This window comes from Parahoeflea halophila (genome assembly GCF_900220985.1).
Classification (GTDB): Bacteria; Pseudomonadota; Alphaproteobacteria; order Rhizobiales; family Rhizobiaceae; genus Hoeflea; species Hoeflea halophila.
On sequence record NZ_OCPC01000002.1, the window covers coordinates 65,777 to 81,412 of the forward strand.

Consider the following 15,636-nt stretch of genomic DNA (forward strand, 5'->3'; position numbering starts at 1 on the left):
TACAGCCGAACCGTCAAACAGCAATCTAGGTGCTGGTCACGCTTTTTCCATAGGGCGAATGCGCAGCCTGGTAATTCTGTTGCGGTCACGCTTCATGACGATGAATCGCTTGCCGTGGAATGTGAAGGCCTGCTTCTCCTCGGGAATGGTCTGGGATTCGTGAATCACCAGCCCCGCCACTGTGGTGGCTTCATCATCGGGCAGTGACCAGTCGAGCGCCCGGTTGAGATCGCGGATAGGAACCGAACCATCGACCACGATCGAGCCGTCGGCCTCCTGCCGGACACCCTGAACCTCGGTGTCATGCTCGTCGGCGATGTCACCGACGATCTCTTCGAGAATGTCTTCAAGCGTCACCAGCCCTTCAACCTCGCCATATTCGTCAACGACGATGGCAATATGCGCTTTGCGTCTGAGGAAGGCGTTGAGCTGGTCGGGCACGCTGGTCGTATCTGGCACGAACCACGGCTTCTGGGCGATCTTGACCACATCCATCCGATGCGGCTCGGTCGGGTTGTCCGCGAGCACGCGCAGCACGTCCTTGGCATGAACGATGCCAATGATGTTGTCGGTCGAACCACGCCAGATCGGCATCCGTGTATAGGGGCTTTCAAGAACTGCCCGCACATTGGTTTCCGGCGTCTCGTCGGCATTGAGCATGCGCATCGAGGTGCGGTGGATCATCACATCCGAGACTTCCAGCTCGCCCAGATCCAGGACCCCGCCGAGCCGGTCTCGGTCCGCCTTGACCACCGAACCTTCGCGGTGCAGCAGGTCCACCGCGCCGCGGATTTCCTCGTGTGCCGACAGCATCGAGGTTTCAGACGCAAACGTCACGCCGAACACGGACATGATCTTGCGCACGATCCAGTTGATGATACTCGACAACGGACCAACGACCACGACAAAGACCCTGACCAGCGGGGCAACGAACATGGCGAAACGGTCAGGTGTGGAGATTGCCCAGCTCTTGGGCAACACTTCGGCAAAGATCACCAGCAACAGGGTCATGGTCAGCGTCGCCACAGCCACGCCGGAATCGCCGAAAATCGACAACAGCACACTCGTCGCCAGTGCCGAGGCGAGAATATTGACCAGGTTGTTGCCGATCAACAGCGCCCCGATCAAGCGGTCCTTGCGCTCGATGAGCGTGTTGACCGTGCCGGCGCGCGCATCCCCATTGGTCTCGAGCGAATGCATCCGGGCCCGCGAGGCAGCTGTCAGCGCGGTCTCGGAGCCCGAAAAGAATCCCGACAATCCGATCAACGCCAGGATCGCCAGAATGGTCAGGCCGTGCTCAGCCAGGATTGCGCCGATTGTTTCCAGGATCATGATGCCCGCTTTTCCTCCAGAAATCGAAACACTTCATCTGCCGGTACGTCATCGGCTACAAAGGACTGGCCGATACCGCGCGTCAGGACGAAGGTCAGCGCACCGCGCCGGACCTTCTTGTCCTGCGCGATGTGTTTCATCAGTATATCGGTCGGTGGCAGCTCACCTTCAATATCCGACATTACGGTTGGCAGTCCGACTTCCCTGAGATGATGGCCGACCCTTCGGGCATCATCGGGACTGGCAAGGTTCATCCGCGCAGAAAACTCGTGCGCCAGCACCATTCCGATCGCAACACCCTCGCCATGCACAAGCCGCCGCCCGTCATAATCCGTGGCCGCTTCCAGCGCGTGGCCGAATGTATGGCCGAGATTGAGAAGCGCGCGAGACCCGTGTTCACGCTCATCGGCAGCCACCGCATCGGCTTTTGCCTGACATCCCGTGGCAATCGCCCGTATCCGCGCCTCGCCGCCGGAAAACACGTCACGCCAGTTTTTCTCAAGCCAGGCAAAGAATTCCGGCCGGTCGATCAGGCCATATTTAGCCACTTCGGCATAACCGGCCCGAAACTCCCGGATAGGCAACGTATCCAGCACATCGGTATCCGCCAGCACCAGATCCGGCTGGTGGAACACGCCGATCAGGTTCTTGCCATGCGATGAGTTTATTCCGGTCTTGCCGCCGACTGAGGAATCCACCTGCGCCAGCAGGCTGGTCGGAACCTGGATGAACCCCATGCCGCGCCTCACGATGCCGGCGGCAAAGCCCGAAAGGTCGCCGATCACGCCGCCGCCCAGCGCCAGCACCGCATCGCCACGCTCGAGCCGGGCCCCGAGCACATGGTCGCACACATGCACCAGTTCGTCGAAACGCTTGGTTTTCTCGCCTGGCTCAAGCACCAGCGGCGCGGCCTCGATTCCGCTTGCAGCAAGGCTTCCAAGCAGCGCATCGAGATGTGCGGCGGCGACATTGCGGTCGGTTACGACTGCGCACCTTATGCCCGGCTCGCGGGCCGCTATCTGAGCACCCGCTTCTGCAATCAGCCCGGGTCCGATGACAATGTCATAGCTGCGGTCGCCGAGGTCGACGCGGACGGTTTCACGCAGAGAGTTCTGGGTCATGGTATTGGCACCGTATCCTGGCCCCTGCCCAGCCGGGCCAGCGCCATGACTGTTTCAGAGGCAATAATGTCCTTGTCTTCATCACGTGACCAAACCGTCAGGTCCGCCTTGGCATAGACCGGGTAACGCTTGTCTAGAAGATCCGACAGCGTCTGCCGGGGATTGGCAGTCTTCAGCAACGGTCTGGAATCCCGCTTCGAGACCCGCGCCCACAGCACGTCGAGATCCGCCTTCAACCAAACCGACAGGCCGTCGTTCAGTACCATCGTCCGGATCGTGTCATTCATGAACGCCCCACCGCCGGTCGACAGCACCCTGGGGCCGGTCTTCAGAAGGCGCTTGATCACCCGCCCCTCCAGAGCCCGGAATTCCGGCTCTCCATAGGCCTCGAACAGCTCCGGGATGCTCATCCGCGAAACCCGTTCGATCTCGTGGTCGGAATCGACGAAAGGGATGTCGAGCATCTGCGCCACCAGCCGGCCTATAGCCGATTTGCCGGCGCCCATCAGCCCGACAAACACCAGATTGCGTTGGCCGAGCACACGCCGCGCCATCTCGATATCCTGTTCCGGCGCGAATGTCTGCGGTTCAGTCAACTGTCTCCCCCGCCCCTAGGGCCAATGATCCGCGCCTTCTATTGGCCATGTCCGGCGGCGCGTCAAGCGCGGCCGGGTTTCCCTATCGCGCTTGAAACGGCGCGCGTGCTGCCGCATAACATGTCGACACCAGTTCGCCGGAGTGCCCATGCCTTCCCTGTTTCGGTTCCTTTTCCTGTGCGCCGTGCTTGCCGGCATCGTCTACGGCGCCATGTTTGCATTGATCATCTATGTCGAGCCGGTGGACCGCGAGGTTACCATTCGCGTCCCCACCGAAAAACTCAACAACTGACAGGATCCGGCCCTATCATGCGCGATCTCAGCGCCGCCAATGCCGAAGCCTTCCTCGAAATGATGAGTGCCGAGCGTGGCGCTGCCGAAAATACGCTTGAAGCCTATCGCCGCGATCTTGACGATGCTTCCGATGTTCTGGGCGCGTTCGGAACCTCGCTTCTCAAGGCCCAGGCCGACGACATCCGGCGCTTTGTCGCCGATCTGGCTGCCCGCGGATTTTCGCCGGCCTCCCAGGCGCGGCGCCTGTCAGCCTTGCGGCAGTTCTACAAGTTTCTCCACGCCGAAGGCTTGCGCAATGACGATCCCACCGGGGTGATCGATTCCCCGCGAAAGACCCGCGCCCTGCCGAAAGTGCTTAGCATCGACGATGTCTCGCGTCTGCTGGCACAGGCGGAAACCGATATCGCCACGGCCCAGGACGAGGAAGAGGCATCGCGCCGCATCCGCTTCCGCGCGCTGCTCGAGCTGCTCTACGCTACCGGCATGCGGGTCAGTGAACTGGTCAGCCTGCCTTTTCGGGTGCTCGCTGATGACGGACGGTTTCTGGTCATTCGCGGCAAGGGCGCCAAGGAGCGCATGGTGCCGATGTCGCGTCCCTCACGCGCAGCGCTTGATGCCTGGCTGGCAACGATCGGCGACGCTGCCGAGGACGCCGGCTTCCTGTTTCCGGCCAACTCCGCCGAGGGACATCTCTCCCGCCAGGTCTTCGCGCGCGAGCTCAAGGAAGTTGCCGGCCGCGCCGGAATTCCCGTTGCGAAAGTCTCGCCGCATGTCCTGCGCCATGCCTTTGCAAGCCATCTGCTTGCCGGAGGTGCCGATCTGCGTGCCGTCCAGGAACTGCTTGGCCATGCCGACATTTCCACCACCCAGATCTACACCCATGTGCTAGACGAACGCCTGCGACAACTGGTCAATGAACATCACCCCCTTGCAAAAGCCACAAAAAGCCGCGATTAAGCCCGCTCGCAACACGGCAAATGAATGCGTGACAGACATGTCAGACTAGGCTTGACTGGTCTTGGCGACGAAAAATGCGATGGCCTGCGTGGAAAAACTCAATGCACAACTATCTTGATTTCGAAAAACCGATCTCCGACCTGGAAGGCAAGATCCTCGAATTGAGGAAGCTCGCGAGCGAGGACGAGAGCATCGACACAGGCGATGAAATTGCCCGGCTCGAAACCAGGGCCCGCGACGCCATGGCCGAAATCTACGCCAAGCTCAATCCCTGGCAGAAGACCCAGGTTGCGCGCCATCCGGACCGTCCGCATTTCAATGACTACGCCAAGACCTTGTTCGACGAATTCACACCGCTGGCCGGAGACCGCAAATTTGCCGAGGACGCTGCGATTCAGGCAGGTTTCGCCCGCTTCCGCGGCCAGCCTGTGGTCGTTATCGGCCAGGAAAAAGGCCACGACACCAAGACCCGCATCAAACACAATTTCGGCTCAGCCCGGCCCGAAGGCTATCGCAAGGCTATCCGTATCATGGAGATGGCTGACCGCTTCCGGCTTCCCGTCATCACGCTCGTCGACACCGCAGGCGCCTATCCCGGCGTCGGCGCGGAGGAACGCGGCCAGGCTGAAGCCATTGCCCGTTCGACCGAAGCGTGCCTCAATCTCCGTTCTCCGCTGATTTCGATCATCATCGGCGAGGGCGGGTCGGGCGGCGCCATCGCCATTGCCACCGGCAACAAGGTCTACATGCTCGAGCATTCGATCTATTCCGTCATCTCGCCCGAGGGCGCCGCCTCTATCCTGTGGCGCGATGCAACGCGAGCACGCGATGCTGCCACTTCGATGAAGATCACTGCCGAGGACTTGCTTGATCTCGGCGTCATCGACGGCATCATCGCCGAACCCGTCGGCGGCGCCCACCGCGATCCCGAAAGCGTGTTCTCGCGCGCCGGCGACCTGATCGCCTCGGCTCTTGAGGAAATGTCCAGCCGCTCCGGCGAAGAGTTGCGCGCTGATCGCCGCAAGAAGTTTCTCGAGATTGGCCGTCACATCGGGTGATTTTCGCCCCATTGGGGCCACATTTGGAACGCCAATAGGGCGTCTGGCGCATCCAGGTAGCAACATCCGGCGGGTTTCCGCCGGCGGCGGGACGACGGAAGCGGCCCGTACGGCAGTGGCTGCTTTGCCACTTCTCCCTCGATACCGTTCAGATGACCTGGAGCGGCACCATCGGATTGGTAATGCTTCATGAACCATGTTTGTAGTAGTGTTGCGTTGAAATGCCCGACCGGGGATCACCCCGAAGACGATCCGACTGGCCCCAGAACTTGCCACTGCAACGTCCAAGAGACCCCATGATTCCGACCCGCACGCTGCGTTTCCTCCCTGTTCTTCTCCTGGGTCTGTCCGGATGTCAGGATGCGCTCGATTCCGTTTCCAACAAGGTCGAACACCCGCTGCCTGCCAAGCTCGTCAACAAGATGAAGGCGCAGGACATGAGCACGCGCTCGCCGATCATGATGCGGATCTTCAAGGAAGAGGGCGTACTCGAAGTCTGGAAGCAGAAGGGCAATGGCCGCTACGACATCATCGCGTCCTACGATATCTGCAAATGGTCAGGCGATCTTGGTCCCAAGTTCAAGGAGGGTGACCGTCAGGCGCCCGAAGGTTACTACCGGATCTATCCCCACCAGATGAATCCGAATTCGAGCTACTACCTGTCGTTCAACATGGGGTTCCCCAACAGCTACGACCGCGCACACAACCGGACCGGCTCGAACCTGATGGTGCATGGCGCCTGCTCTTCGGCCGGCTGTTACTCGATGACCGATGAACAGGTCCTCGAGTTCTACGGTTTTGCCCGCGACGCCTTCAAGGGCGGCCAGGAATACTTTATCGTCGAGGCACTGCCTTTCCGCATGACGCCGGAAAACATGGCCAGGCATCGCGACAGCGAACATTTCGAATTCTGGAAGATGCTGAAGGTCGGCTATGACCATTTCGAACTGACCAAGCGGCCTCCGAAGGTGGAGGTCTGCGAACGCCGGTATGTCTTCAACCAGGTTCCTCAGGTCGAAAACGCCAGCTTCCAGGCCAGCGCAGCCTGCCCTCCGGCAAGCGTGCCGAGCACGCTGGCGGTTGCCAATGCCGCTTTCGAGAAGGACTGGAACCGGAACTTCATCGAGGCAGTCGCCAGGTTCGACAACGAGGAGGCCAGGCAGATCGCCGCCAATGAAGCCAAGGCTGAAGCCGAAGCCAGGCGTGCCGAGCGGGAAGCCGAAAAGGCGGCCCGGATCGCTGCCAATGAAGGGCAGTCCGCCTCGGTTCCGGTTCTCAGCCTTTTTTCGACCGGCAACCCCCTCAAGGCCCTTGCGCCCGGAACCGCACCCGCGGCACCGCCGGCCAGCCCCGCCGCCGCTGCGGTGACCGTGACCGATCAGGCGGACATTGAGGCCGGACAGGCCGCGCCGGCAGCCGCCAGCGCCGGCATTCCCGTGCCGACTCCCAATCCCGCCGTCCCGTCTCAGACCGCCAACGCAGGACAGGCGGCGCAACCGGACCAGTCCGACAAGCCGTTCTGGAAGATCTGGAGCAGCAAATGAGCGGCACAGACGACAGTGCGCTGGATCTCCGGGGCCTGAAATGTCCGCTTCCCGTGCTCAAGACCCGCAAGCATATGCGCGGCCTCGCCTCGGGCACCCGGCTGCGCATCGAAACCACTGATCCGCTGGCCGTCATTGACGTGCCGCATTTCTGCCACGAGGACGGGCATCAGTTGCTCGACAGCGCCACGGTGGAGGGCGGCCATGTCTTTCTCATCGAAAAAGGCTGACCGGTTCTTCAGCGCCGCGCATCCGATCGGATGTGCAAAGGTCGCTGTAACACTTTGAAATCATGCATGTACGTTATCGTTCAAATGAATCCATTTGAACGCGACATGCATTAGCGCCGTGCCGGCATTCCCGGGATGGCCAGTGGATTGGCTGTCAGCGCCTCGCGGTCGGGCCGCCCCACCCCCGGCACATTGGCGAAGGACGAGAACAGCTCCGCAACAAATCCCTCCGGCATGTCTCGCGTGATCACCACCAGCCTGGTTTCTTCCCTGGACCCCTCCGGCCAGGCCTTGAGCCGCACGGGCTCGGACATCAGCGACTGGACGGCATGCAGCACGAGCGGCCGCGACGGATCATCCGCAAGCTTGATGAGGCCCTTCATTCGCAAAAGCTTCGGCCCGTGTGCCGAGCGCACCAGGTCGAGAAACATTCCCAGCGCTTCGGGCGTGATCGGTTTTTCGAACACCAGCGAATCCGACCTGATATGCTCATCATGCCGGTTCACATCATGGGCATGGTGATGATCGTGGCCGTGGTGATGATGGCCGCCATGACCATGTCCATGGTCTGCGTGATCTTGCTCTGTACTCAGCCACCGGGCCACATCGAGAGAGCGGCGATCGGGATCATAGGCGCCGCTGTCAAACAGGCTCTGCGCGCTGAGATCCGGCTCATCGGCCAGGAACACCCGTGACAGCGGATTGAGCGCTTCGAGACTTGTCCGCAGCGCAACGCAATTCTCGACGAGCGCAGTCTTGGACAGCACCAGCGTGTCCGCCACCGCCACCTGCCTGCGCGCTTCCTCGTGGGATTCCAGCGTCGCCATACCATTGACCGCGTCGACCACCGTGACCAGGCCCTCCAGCCGGTAGGACTGACCAAGCGCCGGATGCCCAATCACCGACTGCATCACCGGCACCGGGTCGGCAAGGCCTGTGGTCTCGATCACCACCCGCGAAAACGGCCTGATCTTGCCAGTCTGCATCCGGTCCATCAGGTCGGCCAATGTGTCGACCAACTCGCCCCGCACCGTGCAGCACAAGCAACCATCCGACAGTTCGATCACCCCGTCGCCCGAACTCTCGACCAGCAGGTGATCGATGCCCACATCACCGAACTCATTGATGATCAGCGCCGCATCGCTGAGCCAGGGATCGCCGATCAGCCGGTTCAGCAAGGTCGTTTTCCCGGCGCCGAGGAATCCGGTCAGAATGGAAACAGGCACGCCGTTCGGGACGCTCCAGCTGCGCTCGGATTGGATTTCCGCTGTCATGTGCAGGACTCTTTCGCAGATCAGATCTGGGGGCGCGGAACCGGAATCGGAACGCCTCCCGCAAAGGGAAGCATTTCCGCAGCCTGGGCCGGCGCGGTAAAGGCCGAGGCAGCAAACGGCTCCACCTGCCCCGCCAGTATGCCGCCAGGCCGGGGTACCGGAATCGGAACCCGCGACAGCGCAACCTCGACATTGGCACGCGGCAGCCCGGCAGGAGCCTGTACCAGCCGTGGCTCGCGCTCCATCTTCGCGAGATAGGGCGAATTGAGCACGATCTTGCCCTCGTCATCTCGCCCCTCATAGCGAGCGGCGCGCGCCTCGGCGGTGCAGATCTCGCCGGAGATATCGACCACCCGGTCACGTCCGTCGCCATAGGGCGCCAGGCTCTGCAGTCTGGTGCCACCCCAGGCTGTTGTCGTCAGCGCCTTGTGCAGCAGCTCTGCCGACACCTCGGCCCGCGTCTTCTGCGAGGGCGCGCCCAGAACCACGCTGATGACCGACTTCCCGTTGCGTGTCGCCGAGGAAACCTGATTGAATCCGGAGGCGCAGATGTACCCGGTTTTCATGCCGTCGGCGCCGGCAAAGCGGCCCATCAGCAAATTGTAATTCGTGTAGTTCTTCTTGCCGGTGGTAAACCCTTCATAGCTGAAATAATGCGCGAATTCGGGAAACTCGCGTTTCAGCGCGACCGCCAGCAGTGCCATGTCGCGCGCGGTCGTGTACTGACCGTCGCCGGGCAAGCCGTGGGGATTGATGAAGCGTGTCGAATTCATGCCAAGCTGCCGCGCGGCCGCGTTCATGTCGGCGACAAAGGCTTCCTCGGTCCCCGACACGGCTTCGCCGATGGCCACGGCGACATCGTTGGCCGATTTGACCATCAGATATTTTAGCGCCGAATCGAGCGGGAACCGCTCTCCAGGCTTGAAATACATCTTGCTCGGCGGCTCCTTGGCCGCTTGAACCGACATGGTAACCGGCGTCTGCATGCTCATCCGGCCGGCCTTGACCGCCTTGAAGACCACGTAGATCGTCATCAGCTTGGTCAGCGACGCCGGATACCAGCGCTGGAACGCCTCCTCGTGTTCGATCACACGGCCCGATCCCACATCCACGGCGATCACCGGATTGGCTGACGCGCCACCTGGAAACATGGCCGCAAGAGTTGCGATCGCCACTCCGGCGACCATCTGGCGCGATTGTAACTTCAAGCTCATTCCCGGCTTCCGATTTTCCAGTTTCCAACGGTGTTCGATGCAAATTCAACGATTGGCACGATGCCCGCGTCTGCCAACGCGCCGCTTTTCGCTCGTCACGGTCTCCTACTTAGCCTATATGGCAGTCAGATGGCAAAAGGCGACACCAAGTTATACCCGTTTGCCCGACATAACGATCACCAAGCCACAGAGGTGTAAAATGCAGCTTGTCGAAGACGTTGTCTCCATGAAGGATGAAGTCGCGCAATGGCGCCGGACGCTTCACGCCGACCCCGAACTGCTGTTTGACGTGCACAACACCGCAGCCTTCGTCGCCGAAAAGCTCAAGTCCTTCGGATGCGACGAAGTCGTCACCGGCATTGGCCGCACCGGCGTTGTCGGCATCATCCACGGCCGTCCCGGCGGCAACGGGCCGGCCATCGGCCTGCGCGCCGATATGGACGCTCTTCCGATCAACGAGATCACCGGTGTTCCCTGGGCCTCGCGAACCCCCGGCAAGATGCATGCCTGCGGCCATGACGGCCACACCGCAATGCTTCTGGGCGCCGCACGCCATCTTGCGGCAACCCGCAATTTCACCGGCTCCGTGGCGGTGATCTTCCAGCCTGCCGAAGAAGGCGGTGGCGGCGGCCGTGAGATGGTCAATGACGGCATGATGGAGCGTTTCGGCATCACCAAGGTCTTCGGCATGCACAATCTGCCAGGCCTGCCGGTCGGCGAATTCGCCATCTGCAAGGGCCCGATCATGGCTGCGACCGACATCTTCGATGTCACCATCACCGGACGCGGCGGCCATGCAGCCATGCCGCACCAGACCATCGATCCTATTGTGGCAGGCTCCGCTGTTGTCACGGCGCTGCAGTCGATCGCTTCGCGCAACGCCGACCCGCTCGCCTCGGTGGTGGTCTCGGTCACCAAGTTCATCGCCGGCTCGGCCTACAACGTCATTCCCGACAAAGTGGAGATGGCCGGCACCGTCCGCACCCTGTCGCCTGAAATGCGCGACATGGCCGAGACCCGGATCGGTGAGATCGTCCGCAGCGTCGCCGCAGCCCATGGCGCTGAAGGCAGCTTCAACTACATCCGCAACTATCCCGTCACCTTCAACCATGCCGACGAGACCGATTTCGCCGCCGACATCGCAGAAAGCGTCGCCGGGGAGGGCAAGGTCGAACGCCAGCAGCCTCCGACCATGGGCGGCGAGGATTTCTCCTTCATGCTCGAGGCCCGGCCCGGCGCCTTCATTTTCATGGGCAATGGCGACACCGCGAGCCTGCACCACCCTGCCTACGACTTCAACGACGACGCCATCCCCGTCGGCGTCTCCTACTGGGTGAAGCTCGCCGAAAAGGCGCTCGCCGCCTGACCGGCGATCCCGCACCGGAAGATGACAACCGGATGGTTCTTCGTATTGAAGAGCCACCCGGTTTTCTGTATGCACTCTCTCGCGTGGTCCCGTAGCTCAGGGGATAGAGCACAGGATTCCTAATCCTGGTGTCGCAGGTTCGAATCCTGCCGGGATCACCAATCTCCACGCTTTGCCTACGTGTCATGCCTCACGCCGGCACCGCATCCCCGCGCCGGGACCGGGACTTGATGAGGATCATCATCATGAGGCCGATATTGAGGAAGTTCCAGGCGATGCCGTTCAGGAAGGCGGCCCGGTAAGACCCGGTCAGGTCGTAGATCCAGCCTGACATCCAGCCTCCGAGCGCCATGCCCACGATGGTTGCCATGATGACGAAACCGACCCGCGCGCCGGCTTCCTTCGCAGGCATATATTCCCGCACCACCAGCGCATAGCTCGGCACGATCCCGCCCTGCGACAGGCCGAAGATCAGGCTGACGATGTAAAGCGGCGCCAGCCCGTCAAACGGCAGGTACAGAAACAGCGCGATGCATTGCAGCGTCGATCCGATCAGAAGCGTGATCACCCCGCCCAGCCGGTCGGCGACCAGCCCCGAGATCAGCCGCGAAACAACGCCGCCCATCAGCATCAGCGACAGCATCTCGGCGCCCACCGTCGGGCCGTAGCCGAGATCGGCGCAGTAGGAGACGATATGGACCTGCGGCATCGACATCGCCACGCAGCAGCCGATCCCGGCAAGGCCCAGCATCCATTGCAGCGCTGTGGGCGAAAACTGCACCGAACGCGCATTGCTGAGCGACATCCGGTTGGCATGCGCCGTGGCTTCTTCGGGAACCCGGGTTCGCAACAGCAGCGACAACGGGATGATCAGAACCACCGGTACGATGGCCAGCACCAGATAGGCGGTGCGCCAGCCATGTTCGCTCAGCACGCCGCTCAAAAGCAGCGGCCAGATCGCGCCCGACAGGTAATTGCCGCTGGCCGCGATCGCCACCGCGATGCCGCGCCGCCGGTAAAACCAGTGCGAGATATCCGCAATCAGCGGGCCGAACCCCACTGCCGTTCCAAAGCCGATGACAAACTGCATCAGCGACAGTGCCACAATCGATCCGCTGACCGCCGCAAGCCCGAAGCCTGCCGCCATGGTCAGCGCGGAACCGATCAGGGCGGCGGTGACACCGAACCGGTCGACCGCCCGCCCGATCACCAGATTTCCAAGCGCAAAGCCAACCATGGTCAGGGTATAGGGCAGCGCCGCGTCGGCGCGGGCGACGGCGAATTCCGCCTGCACCGCCGGCATGATGACGATGATCGACCACATGCCGACATTGCCGAGCACGGCAATTGCCAGCGTGATGCCAAGCCGTGTCCAGGAATAGCGGCTGTCGAGGGTTTCAGACTCACTCATGCCGCGCACGTTATGGGGCAAATCGATGATTGTATAGGCAATTGCGCTCGGTGACGCTGACGGCGATGTTGACGGCTTGGTCCGCTATTGGAAATTGCCACGCGGCTTTCACCCCTGTACTGCTTGCCCGCAAGATCGACCGCGGAGGAGGACACCGGACATGAAGACAAAGATTGCATTTCTCGGCACCGGATTGATGGGCCTGCCGATGGCGCGGCGACTGCTCGGTGCCGGTTACCAGCTAACGGTCTGGAACCGGGACCAATCGAAAGCCCGGCCGCTTGAAGCCGGAGGCGCGCACCTGGCAGCCAGTGCTGCCGAGGCGGTGAAAGACGCCACCCACGTCATCACTATGCTGACCGATGGCGATGTCGTCGAGAACGTCCTGTTCGCAACCGGCGTTGCCGAAGCGCTGAGCCGCGGCGTCATTGTCATCGACATGAGTTCGATCCAGCCACGCCAAGCCCGCGCCCATGCCGATCGCCTGTCCGCGCTGGGTATCTTCCACCTCGATGCGCCGGTGAGTGGCGGCACAGGGGGAGCCGAAGCCGGTACACTGGCCATCATGGCTGGCGGCGACGAGCAGGTGTTCGAGGATGCCAAATCCGTGCTCGCGCCGATGGGGCGCGCCATCCGCGTCGGCCCCAGCGGCGCAGGCCAGCTTGCCAAGCTCGCCAACCAGGCCATTGTCGCCATCGCTATCGGCGCGGTCTCAGAAGCAACACTGCTGGTTTCGGAAGGCGGCGGCGACCTGGCGGCTTTCCGCGCAGCCCTTGCCGGCGGCTTTGCCGATTCGACCATCCTGCAGGTGCATGGTCAGCGGATGCAGCAAGACGACTTCGTCGCCCGCGGCCGTGCTTCGGTGCAGATCAAGGATCTCGACAATGTGCTCATCGAGGCCCGCAGCCTCGGCATCAGGCTACCGATGGTTGAGGCTGTGCGTGACCGTTTCGTACGGCTGGTCGAAGAGCTGGATGGCGGCGATCTTGACCATTCTGCCCTGTTTGTCGAATTGCTTGATCTCAACGGGCGGTCTAGAAGTCCGCTCGCCTGAGCCACGCCCGGACAGCCAGATCAGAAAGTGTCCTACTGTCCTGATGAACTGACCAACCGGGTGCGAGGCCATCCGGCAATTCAGGCGGCTCGACCGCAAACTCCAAGTTCCGATTGCAAGCCATGAACAGCTGCCCAGAGACATCCAAACGCCGCATCTCGATCCTCGGATCCACCGGTTCCATCGGCTGCAACACGCTTGATGTCATGACCCATCTCGGTGGCCGCGAGGCGTTTGACGTACCCGCAATTACCGGCATGGGCAATATCGAGCTGTTGGCAGCCCAGGCGCGGCAGACCGGCGCGAAATTCGCCGTCACCGCCGACCCCGCACGCTATGACGATCTCAAATCCGCCCTTGCCGGAACCGGTATTGAGGTCGGTGCCGGGCCTTCGGCTCTGATCGAGGCCGGCGCGCGCGAAACCGATCTGCTGATGGCCGGCATTGTCGGCATTGCCGGTCTCGCCCCGACCCTGGCGGCAGTGGCCCAGGGCGCGGATATCGCACTTGCCAACAAGGAATGCCTGGTTTCCGCCGGCGACCTGTTCCAGGACGCCATTGACAGCGGCGGCGGTAAGTTGCTGCCGGTCGACAGCGAGCACAACGCCATCTTCCAGGTGCTGGAACAGGACCAGCGCCATGCCGTCGACCGCATCATCCTGACCGCATCGGGTGGCCCGTTCCGCGATTTCACCCGCGACCAGATGGCCGCCGTCACGCCGGAAACCGCGGCCGCCCATCCCAACTGGTCGATGGGTCTGAAGATCTCCATCGACAGCGCCTCGATGTTCAACAAGGCGCTCGAGATGATCGAGGCGCGGCATCTCTTCGGCATGCGGCCCGACCAGATCGAGGTAATCGTGCATCCGCAATCGATCATCCATTCCATGGTCGGCTACAGCGACGGTTCTGTCCTCGCCCAGCTCGGCGCGCCCGACATGCGCCACGCCATCGGCTACGCCATTGCCCATCCAAGGCGCGCCGGCCTGCCGGTCGAACGGCTCGATTTCGCCAGGCTGGCGAAGCTCGAGTTCTACGCCCCCGACGAGGCTCGCTTCCCTGCCCTTGGCCTCGCCCGCACCGCCATGCAGCGCGGCGGGCTTCAGGGCGCGGTGCTCAACGGCGCCAAGGAGATCGCACTGGAGGCGTTCATCAACGGCAAGCTCGGGTTTCTACAAATGGCCGACATCGTCGCCACCACAATGGACAAGCTCGATGATGGCCGCGTGGCGCACTCGATTGAAGATGTCTATGCGGCCGACCGGGACGCCCGTGACGTGGCGGCTTCGCTCCTACGCCAGTCCGACTGACTCAATTGAAAAGGGCGGCCCCGAAAGACCGCCCCGTTATCAACATTGCAGTCAGCGGTTTCGCATCAGCCTGCGGCGGCAACCGCCCGTCTGGCCATCACCTTGACCAGGTTGGCCCGGTAGGCCGACGAGGCGTGAATGTCCGACATCAGGTCGGCATCATCGACCGTGACGCTATCGAGCGCTTCGGCGGAAAAATTCGAGGCCAGCGCCTGCTCCATGCCCTCATGCCGGAACACGCCGTCCGAACCCGCACCGGTCACAGCCACCCGCACTGATCCGTCACCATGCTTGGCGACGAAAACGCCGGTCATTGCATAGCGCGAGGCCGGATTGGGGAACTTGGCATAGCCGCACTTGGATGGCGCGGTGATTTCCACCGCCACCACCAGTTCGCCATCCTCAAGCGCGGTGTCGAACATGCCGGTGAAGAAATCATCCGCGGAAATCGAGCGCTTGTTGGTGACGATGGTAGCATTGAGTGCCATCAGCCCCGCCGGGTAATCCGCCGCAGGGTCGTTGTTGGCGATAGAACCACCGATCGTGCCCATGTGCCGCACATGCGGATCCCCGATATGGGCTGCCAGATGGGCAAGTCCCGGGCAGGCGGATGCGACCTCCTTCGAGTTCGCGACATCCGCATGCGGCGTGGCTGCACCGATGCGGATCGTCCCGCCGTTGACCGAAATTCCCTTCATCGACGCGATGTGGCGAAGATCAACGAGATCCGAAGGTGCTGCGAGCCGCTGCTTCATGGTTGGCAACAGGGTCTGTCCGCCGGCGAGGTACTTGGTTTCGTCGTTCGCTGTTGCCAGCTTGACTGCGTCCTCGACCGAGGAGGCGCGGTGATAATTGGTTGCATACATGACGTCTGC

15 protein-coding genes and 1 tRNA gene are annotated in these 15,636 nt (G+C 62.1%); 9 read left to right on the top strand and 7 right to left on the bottom strand.

The genetic code is table 11. The features are described from left to right. Window positions 1-36: 36 nt before the first annotated feature. Genes CRO46_RS07655 through CRO46_RS07665 form a run of 3 tightly spaced genes read right to left on the bottom strand, consistent with a single transcriptional unit; the run spans window position 37 to window position 3,049 of the window. The gene (locus CRO46_RS07655) at window positions 37-1,332 is read right to left on the bottom strand and encodes an HlyC/CorC family transporter (RefSeq protein ID WP_425479245.1); all 1,296 of its coding nucleotides are present in this window, start codon (window positions 1,330-1,332) and stop codon (window positions 37-39) included. Further along, window positions 1,329-2,453, bottom strand: coding sequence for a 3-dehydroquinate synthase (gene aroB / locus CRO46_RS07660; RefSeq protein WP_097106705.1), 1,125 nt, complete (start codon window positions 2,451-2,453; stop codon window positions 1,329-1,331). Before aroB ends, CRO46_RS07655 begins: the two co-directional genes overlap by 4 nt. Next, window positions 2,450-3,049 carry a shikimate kinase gene (locus CRO46_RS07665; RefSeq protein ID WP_280176262.1) on the bottom strand — a complete coding sequence of 200 codons (600 nt, stop codon included), beginning with the start codon at window positions 3,047-3,049 and terminating at the stop codon, window positions 2,450-2,452. Before CRO46_RS07665 ends, aroB begins: the two co-directional genes overlap by 4 nt. Window positions 3,050-3,197: 148 nt before the next feature. Here CRO46_RS07665 and CRO46_RS07670 point away from each other — a divergent pair, with 148 nt between their 5' ends. The 5 genes from CRO46_RS07670 (at window position 3,198) to CRO46_RS07690 (ending at window position 7,132) form a co-directional block, all read left to right on the top strand. Then, window positions 3,198-3,341: a histidine kinase gene (locus CRO46_RS07670; RefSeq protein WP_097106706.1), complete on the top strand. Its 144-nt coding sequence runs from the start codon at window positions 3,198-3,200 to the stop codon at window positions 3,339-3,341. Between the two features lie 17 nt (window positions 3,342-3,358). After that, the gene (gene xerD / locus CRO46_RS07675; RefSeq protein ID WP_097106708.1) at window positions 3,359-4,300 is read left to right on the top strand and encodes a site-specific tyrosine recombinase XerD; all 942 of its coding nucleotides are present in this window, start codon (window positions 3,359-3,361) and stop codon (window positions 4,298-4,300) included. 101 nt (window positions 4,301-4,401) lie between these two features. Further along, window positions 4,402-5,358 (top strand): acetyl-CoA carboxylase carboxyltransferase subunit alpha, encoded by a 957-nt coding sequence (locus CRO46_RS07680; protein ID WP_097106710.1) that lies wholly within the window; start codon window positions 4,402-4,404, stop codon window positions 5,356-5,358. A 296-nt stretch (window positions 5,359-5,654) separates the two neighbouring features. Then, window positions 5,655-6,902, top strand: a complete 1,248-nt coding sequence (locus tag CRO46_RS07685; RefSeq protein WP_097106711.1) for a L,D-transpeptidase family protein — start codon at window positions 5,655-5,657, stop codon at window positions 6,900-6,902. Continuing rightward, window positions 6,899-7,132: a sulfurtransferase TusA family protein gene (locus CRO46_RS07690; RefSeq protein ID WP_097106713.1), complete on the top strand. Its 234-nt coding sequence runs from the start codon at window positions 6,899-6,901 to the stop codon at window positions 7,130-7,132. Before CRO46_RS07685 ends, CRO46_RS07690 begins: the two co-directional genes overlap by 4 nt. Before the next feature lie 110 nt (window positions 7,133-7,242). On the opposite strand, the gene CRO46_RS07695 is transcribed toward CRO46_RS07690, so the two are convergent. Both CRO46_RS07695 and CRO46_RS07700 read right to left on the bottom strand, forming a co-directional pair. Next, the gene (locus CRO46_RS07695; protein WP_097106714.1) at window positions 7,243-8,406 is read right to left on the bottom strand and encodes a CobW family GTP-binding protein; all 1,164 of its coding nucleotides are present in this window, start codon (window positions 8,404-8,406) and stop codon (window positions 7,243-7,245) included. 20 nt (window positions 8,407-8,426) lie between these two features. Beyond that, window positions 8,427-9,620 carry a D-alanyl-D-alanine carboxypeptidase family protein gene (locus CRO46_RS07700; RefSeq protein ID WP_097106716.1) on the bottom strand — a complete coding sequence of 398 codons (1,194 nt, stop codon included), beginning with the start codon at window positions 9,618-9,620 and terminating at the stop codon, window positions 8,427-8,429. Between the two features lie 199 nt (window positions 9,621-9,819). On the opposite strand from CRO46_RS07700, the gene CRO46_RS07705 reads away from it, so the two are divergent. Both CRO46_RS07705 and CRO46_RS07710 read left to right on the top strand, forming a co-directional pair. Continuing rightward, window positions 9,820-10,986, top strand: coding sequence for a M20 aminoacylase family protein (locus tag CRO46_RS07705; RefSeq protein ID WP_097106718.1), 1,167 nt, complete (start codon window positions 9,820-9,822; stop codon window positions 10,984-10,986). A gap of 85 nt (window positions 10,987-11,071) precedes the next feature. Then, window positions 11,072-11,147, top strand: a tRNA-Arg gene (locus CRO46_RS07710). 29 nt (window positions 11,148-11,176) lie between these two features. Here CRO46_RS07710 and CRO46_RS07715 read toward each other — a convergent pair. Then, on the bottom strand, window positions 11,177-12,397 hold the full coding sequence (locus CRO46_RS07715; RefSeq protein ID WP_097106719.1) for an MFS transporter: 1,221 nt from the start codon (window positions 12,395-12,397) through the stop codon (window positions 11,177-11,179). Window positions 12,398-12,557: 160 nt separating this feature from the next. On the opposite strand from CRO46_RS07715, the gene CRO46_RS07720 reads away from it, so the two are divergent. Further along, window positions 12,558-13,451, top strand: coding sequence for an NAD(P)-dependent oxidoreductase (locus CRO46_RS07720; RefSeq protein ID WP_097106721.1), 894 nt, complete (start codon window positions 12,558-12,560; stop codon window positions 13,449-13,451). Between the two features lie 122 nt (window positions 13,452-13,573). Beyond that, window positions 13,574-14,761, top strand: coding sequence for a 1-deoxy-D-xylulose-5-phosphate reductoisomerase (gene dxr, locus CRO46_RS07725; RefSeq protein WP_097106722.1), 1,188 nt, complete (start codon window positions 13,574-13,576; stop codon window positions 14,759-14,761). 65 nt (window positions 14,762-14,826) lie between these two features. Here the strand turns inward: dxr and CRO46_RS07730 are convergent, their stop codons facing one another. After that, window positions 14,827-15,627 (bottom strand): FAD binding domain-containing protein, encoded by an 801-nt coding sequence (locus CRO46_RS07730; protein WP_097106723.1) that lies wholly within the window; start codon window positions 15,625-15,627, stop codon window positions 14,827-14,829. Window positions 15,628-15,636 lie beyond the last annotated feature (9 nt).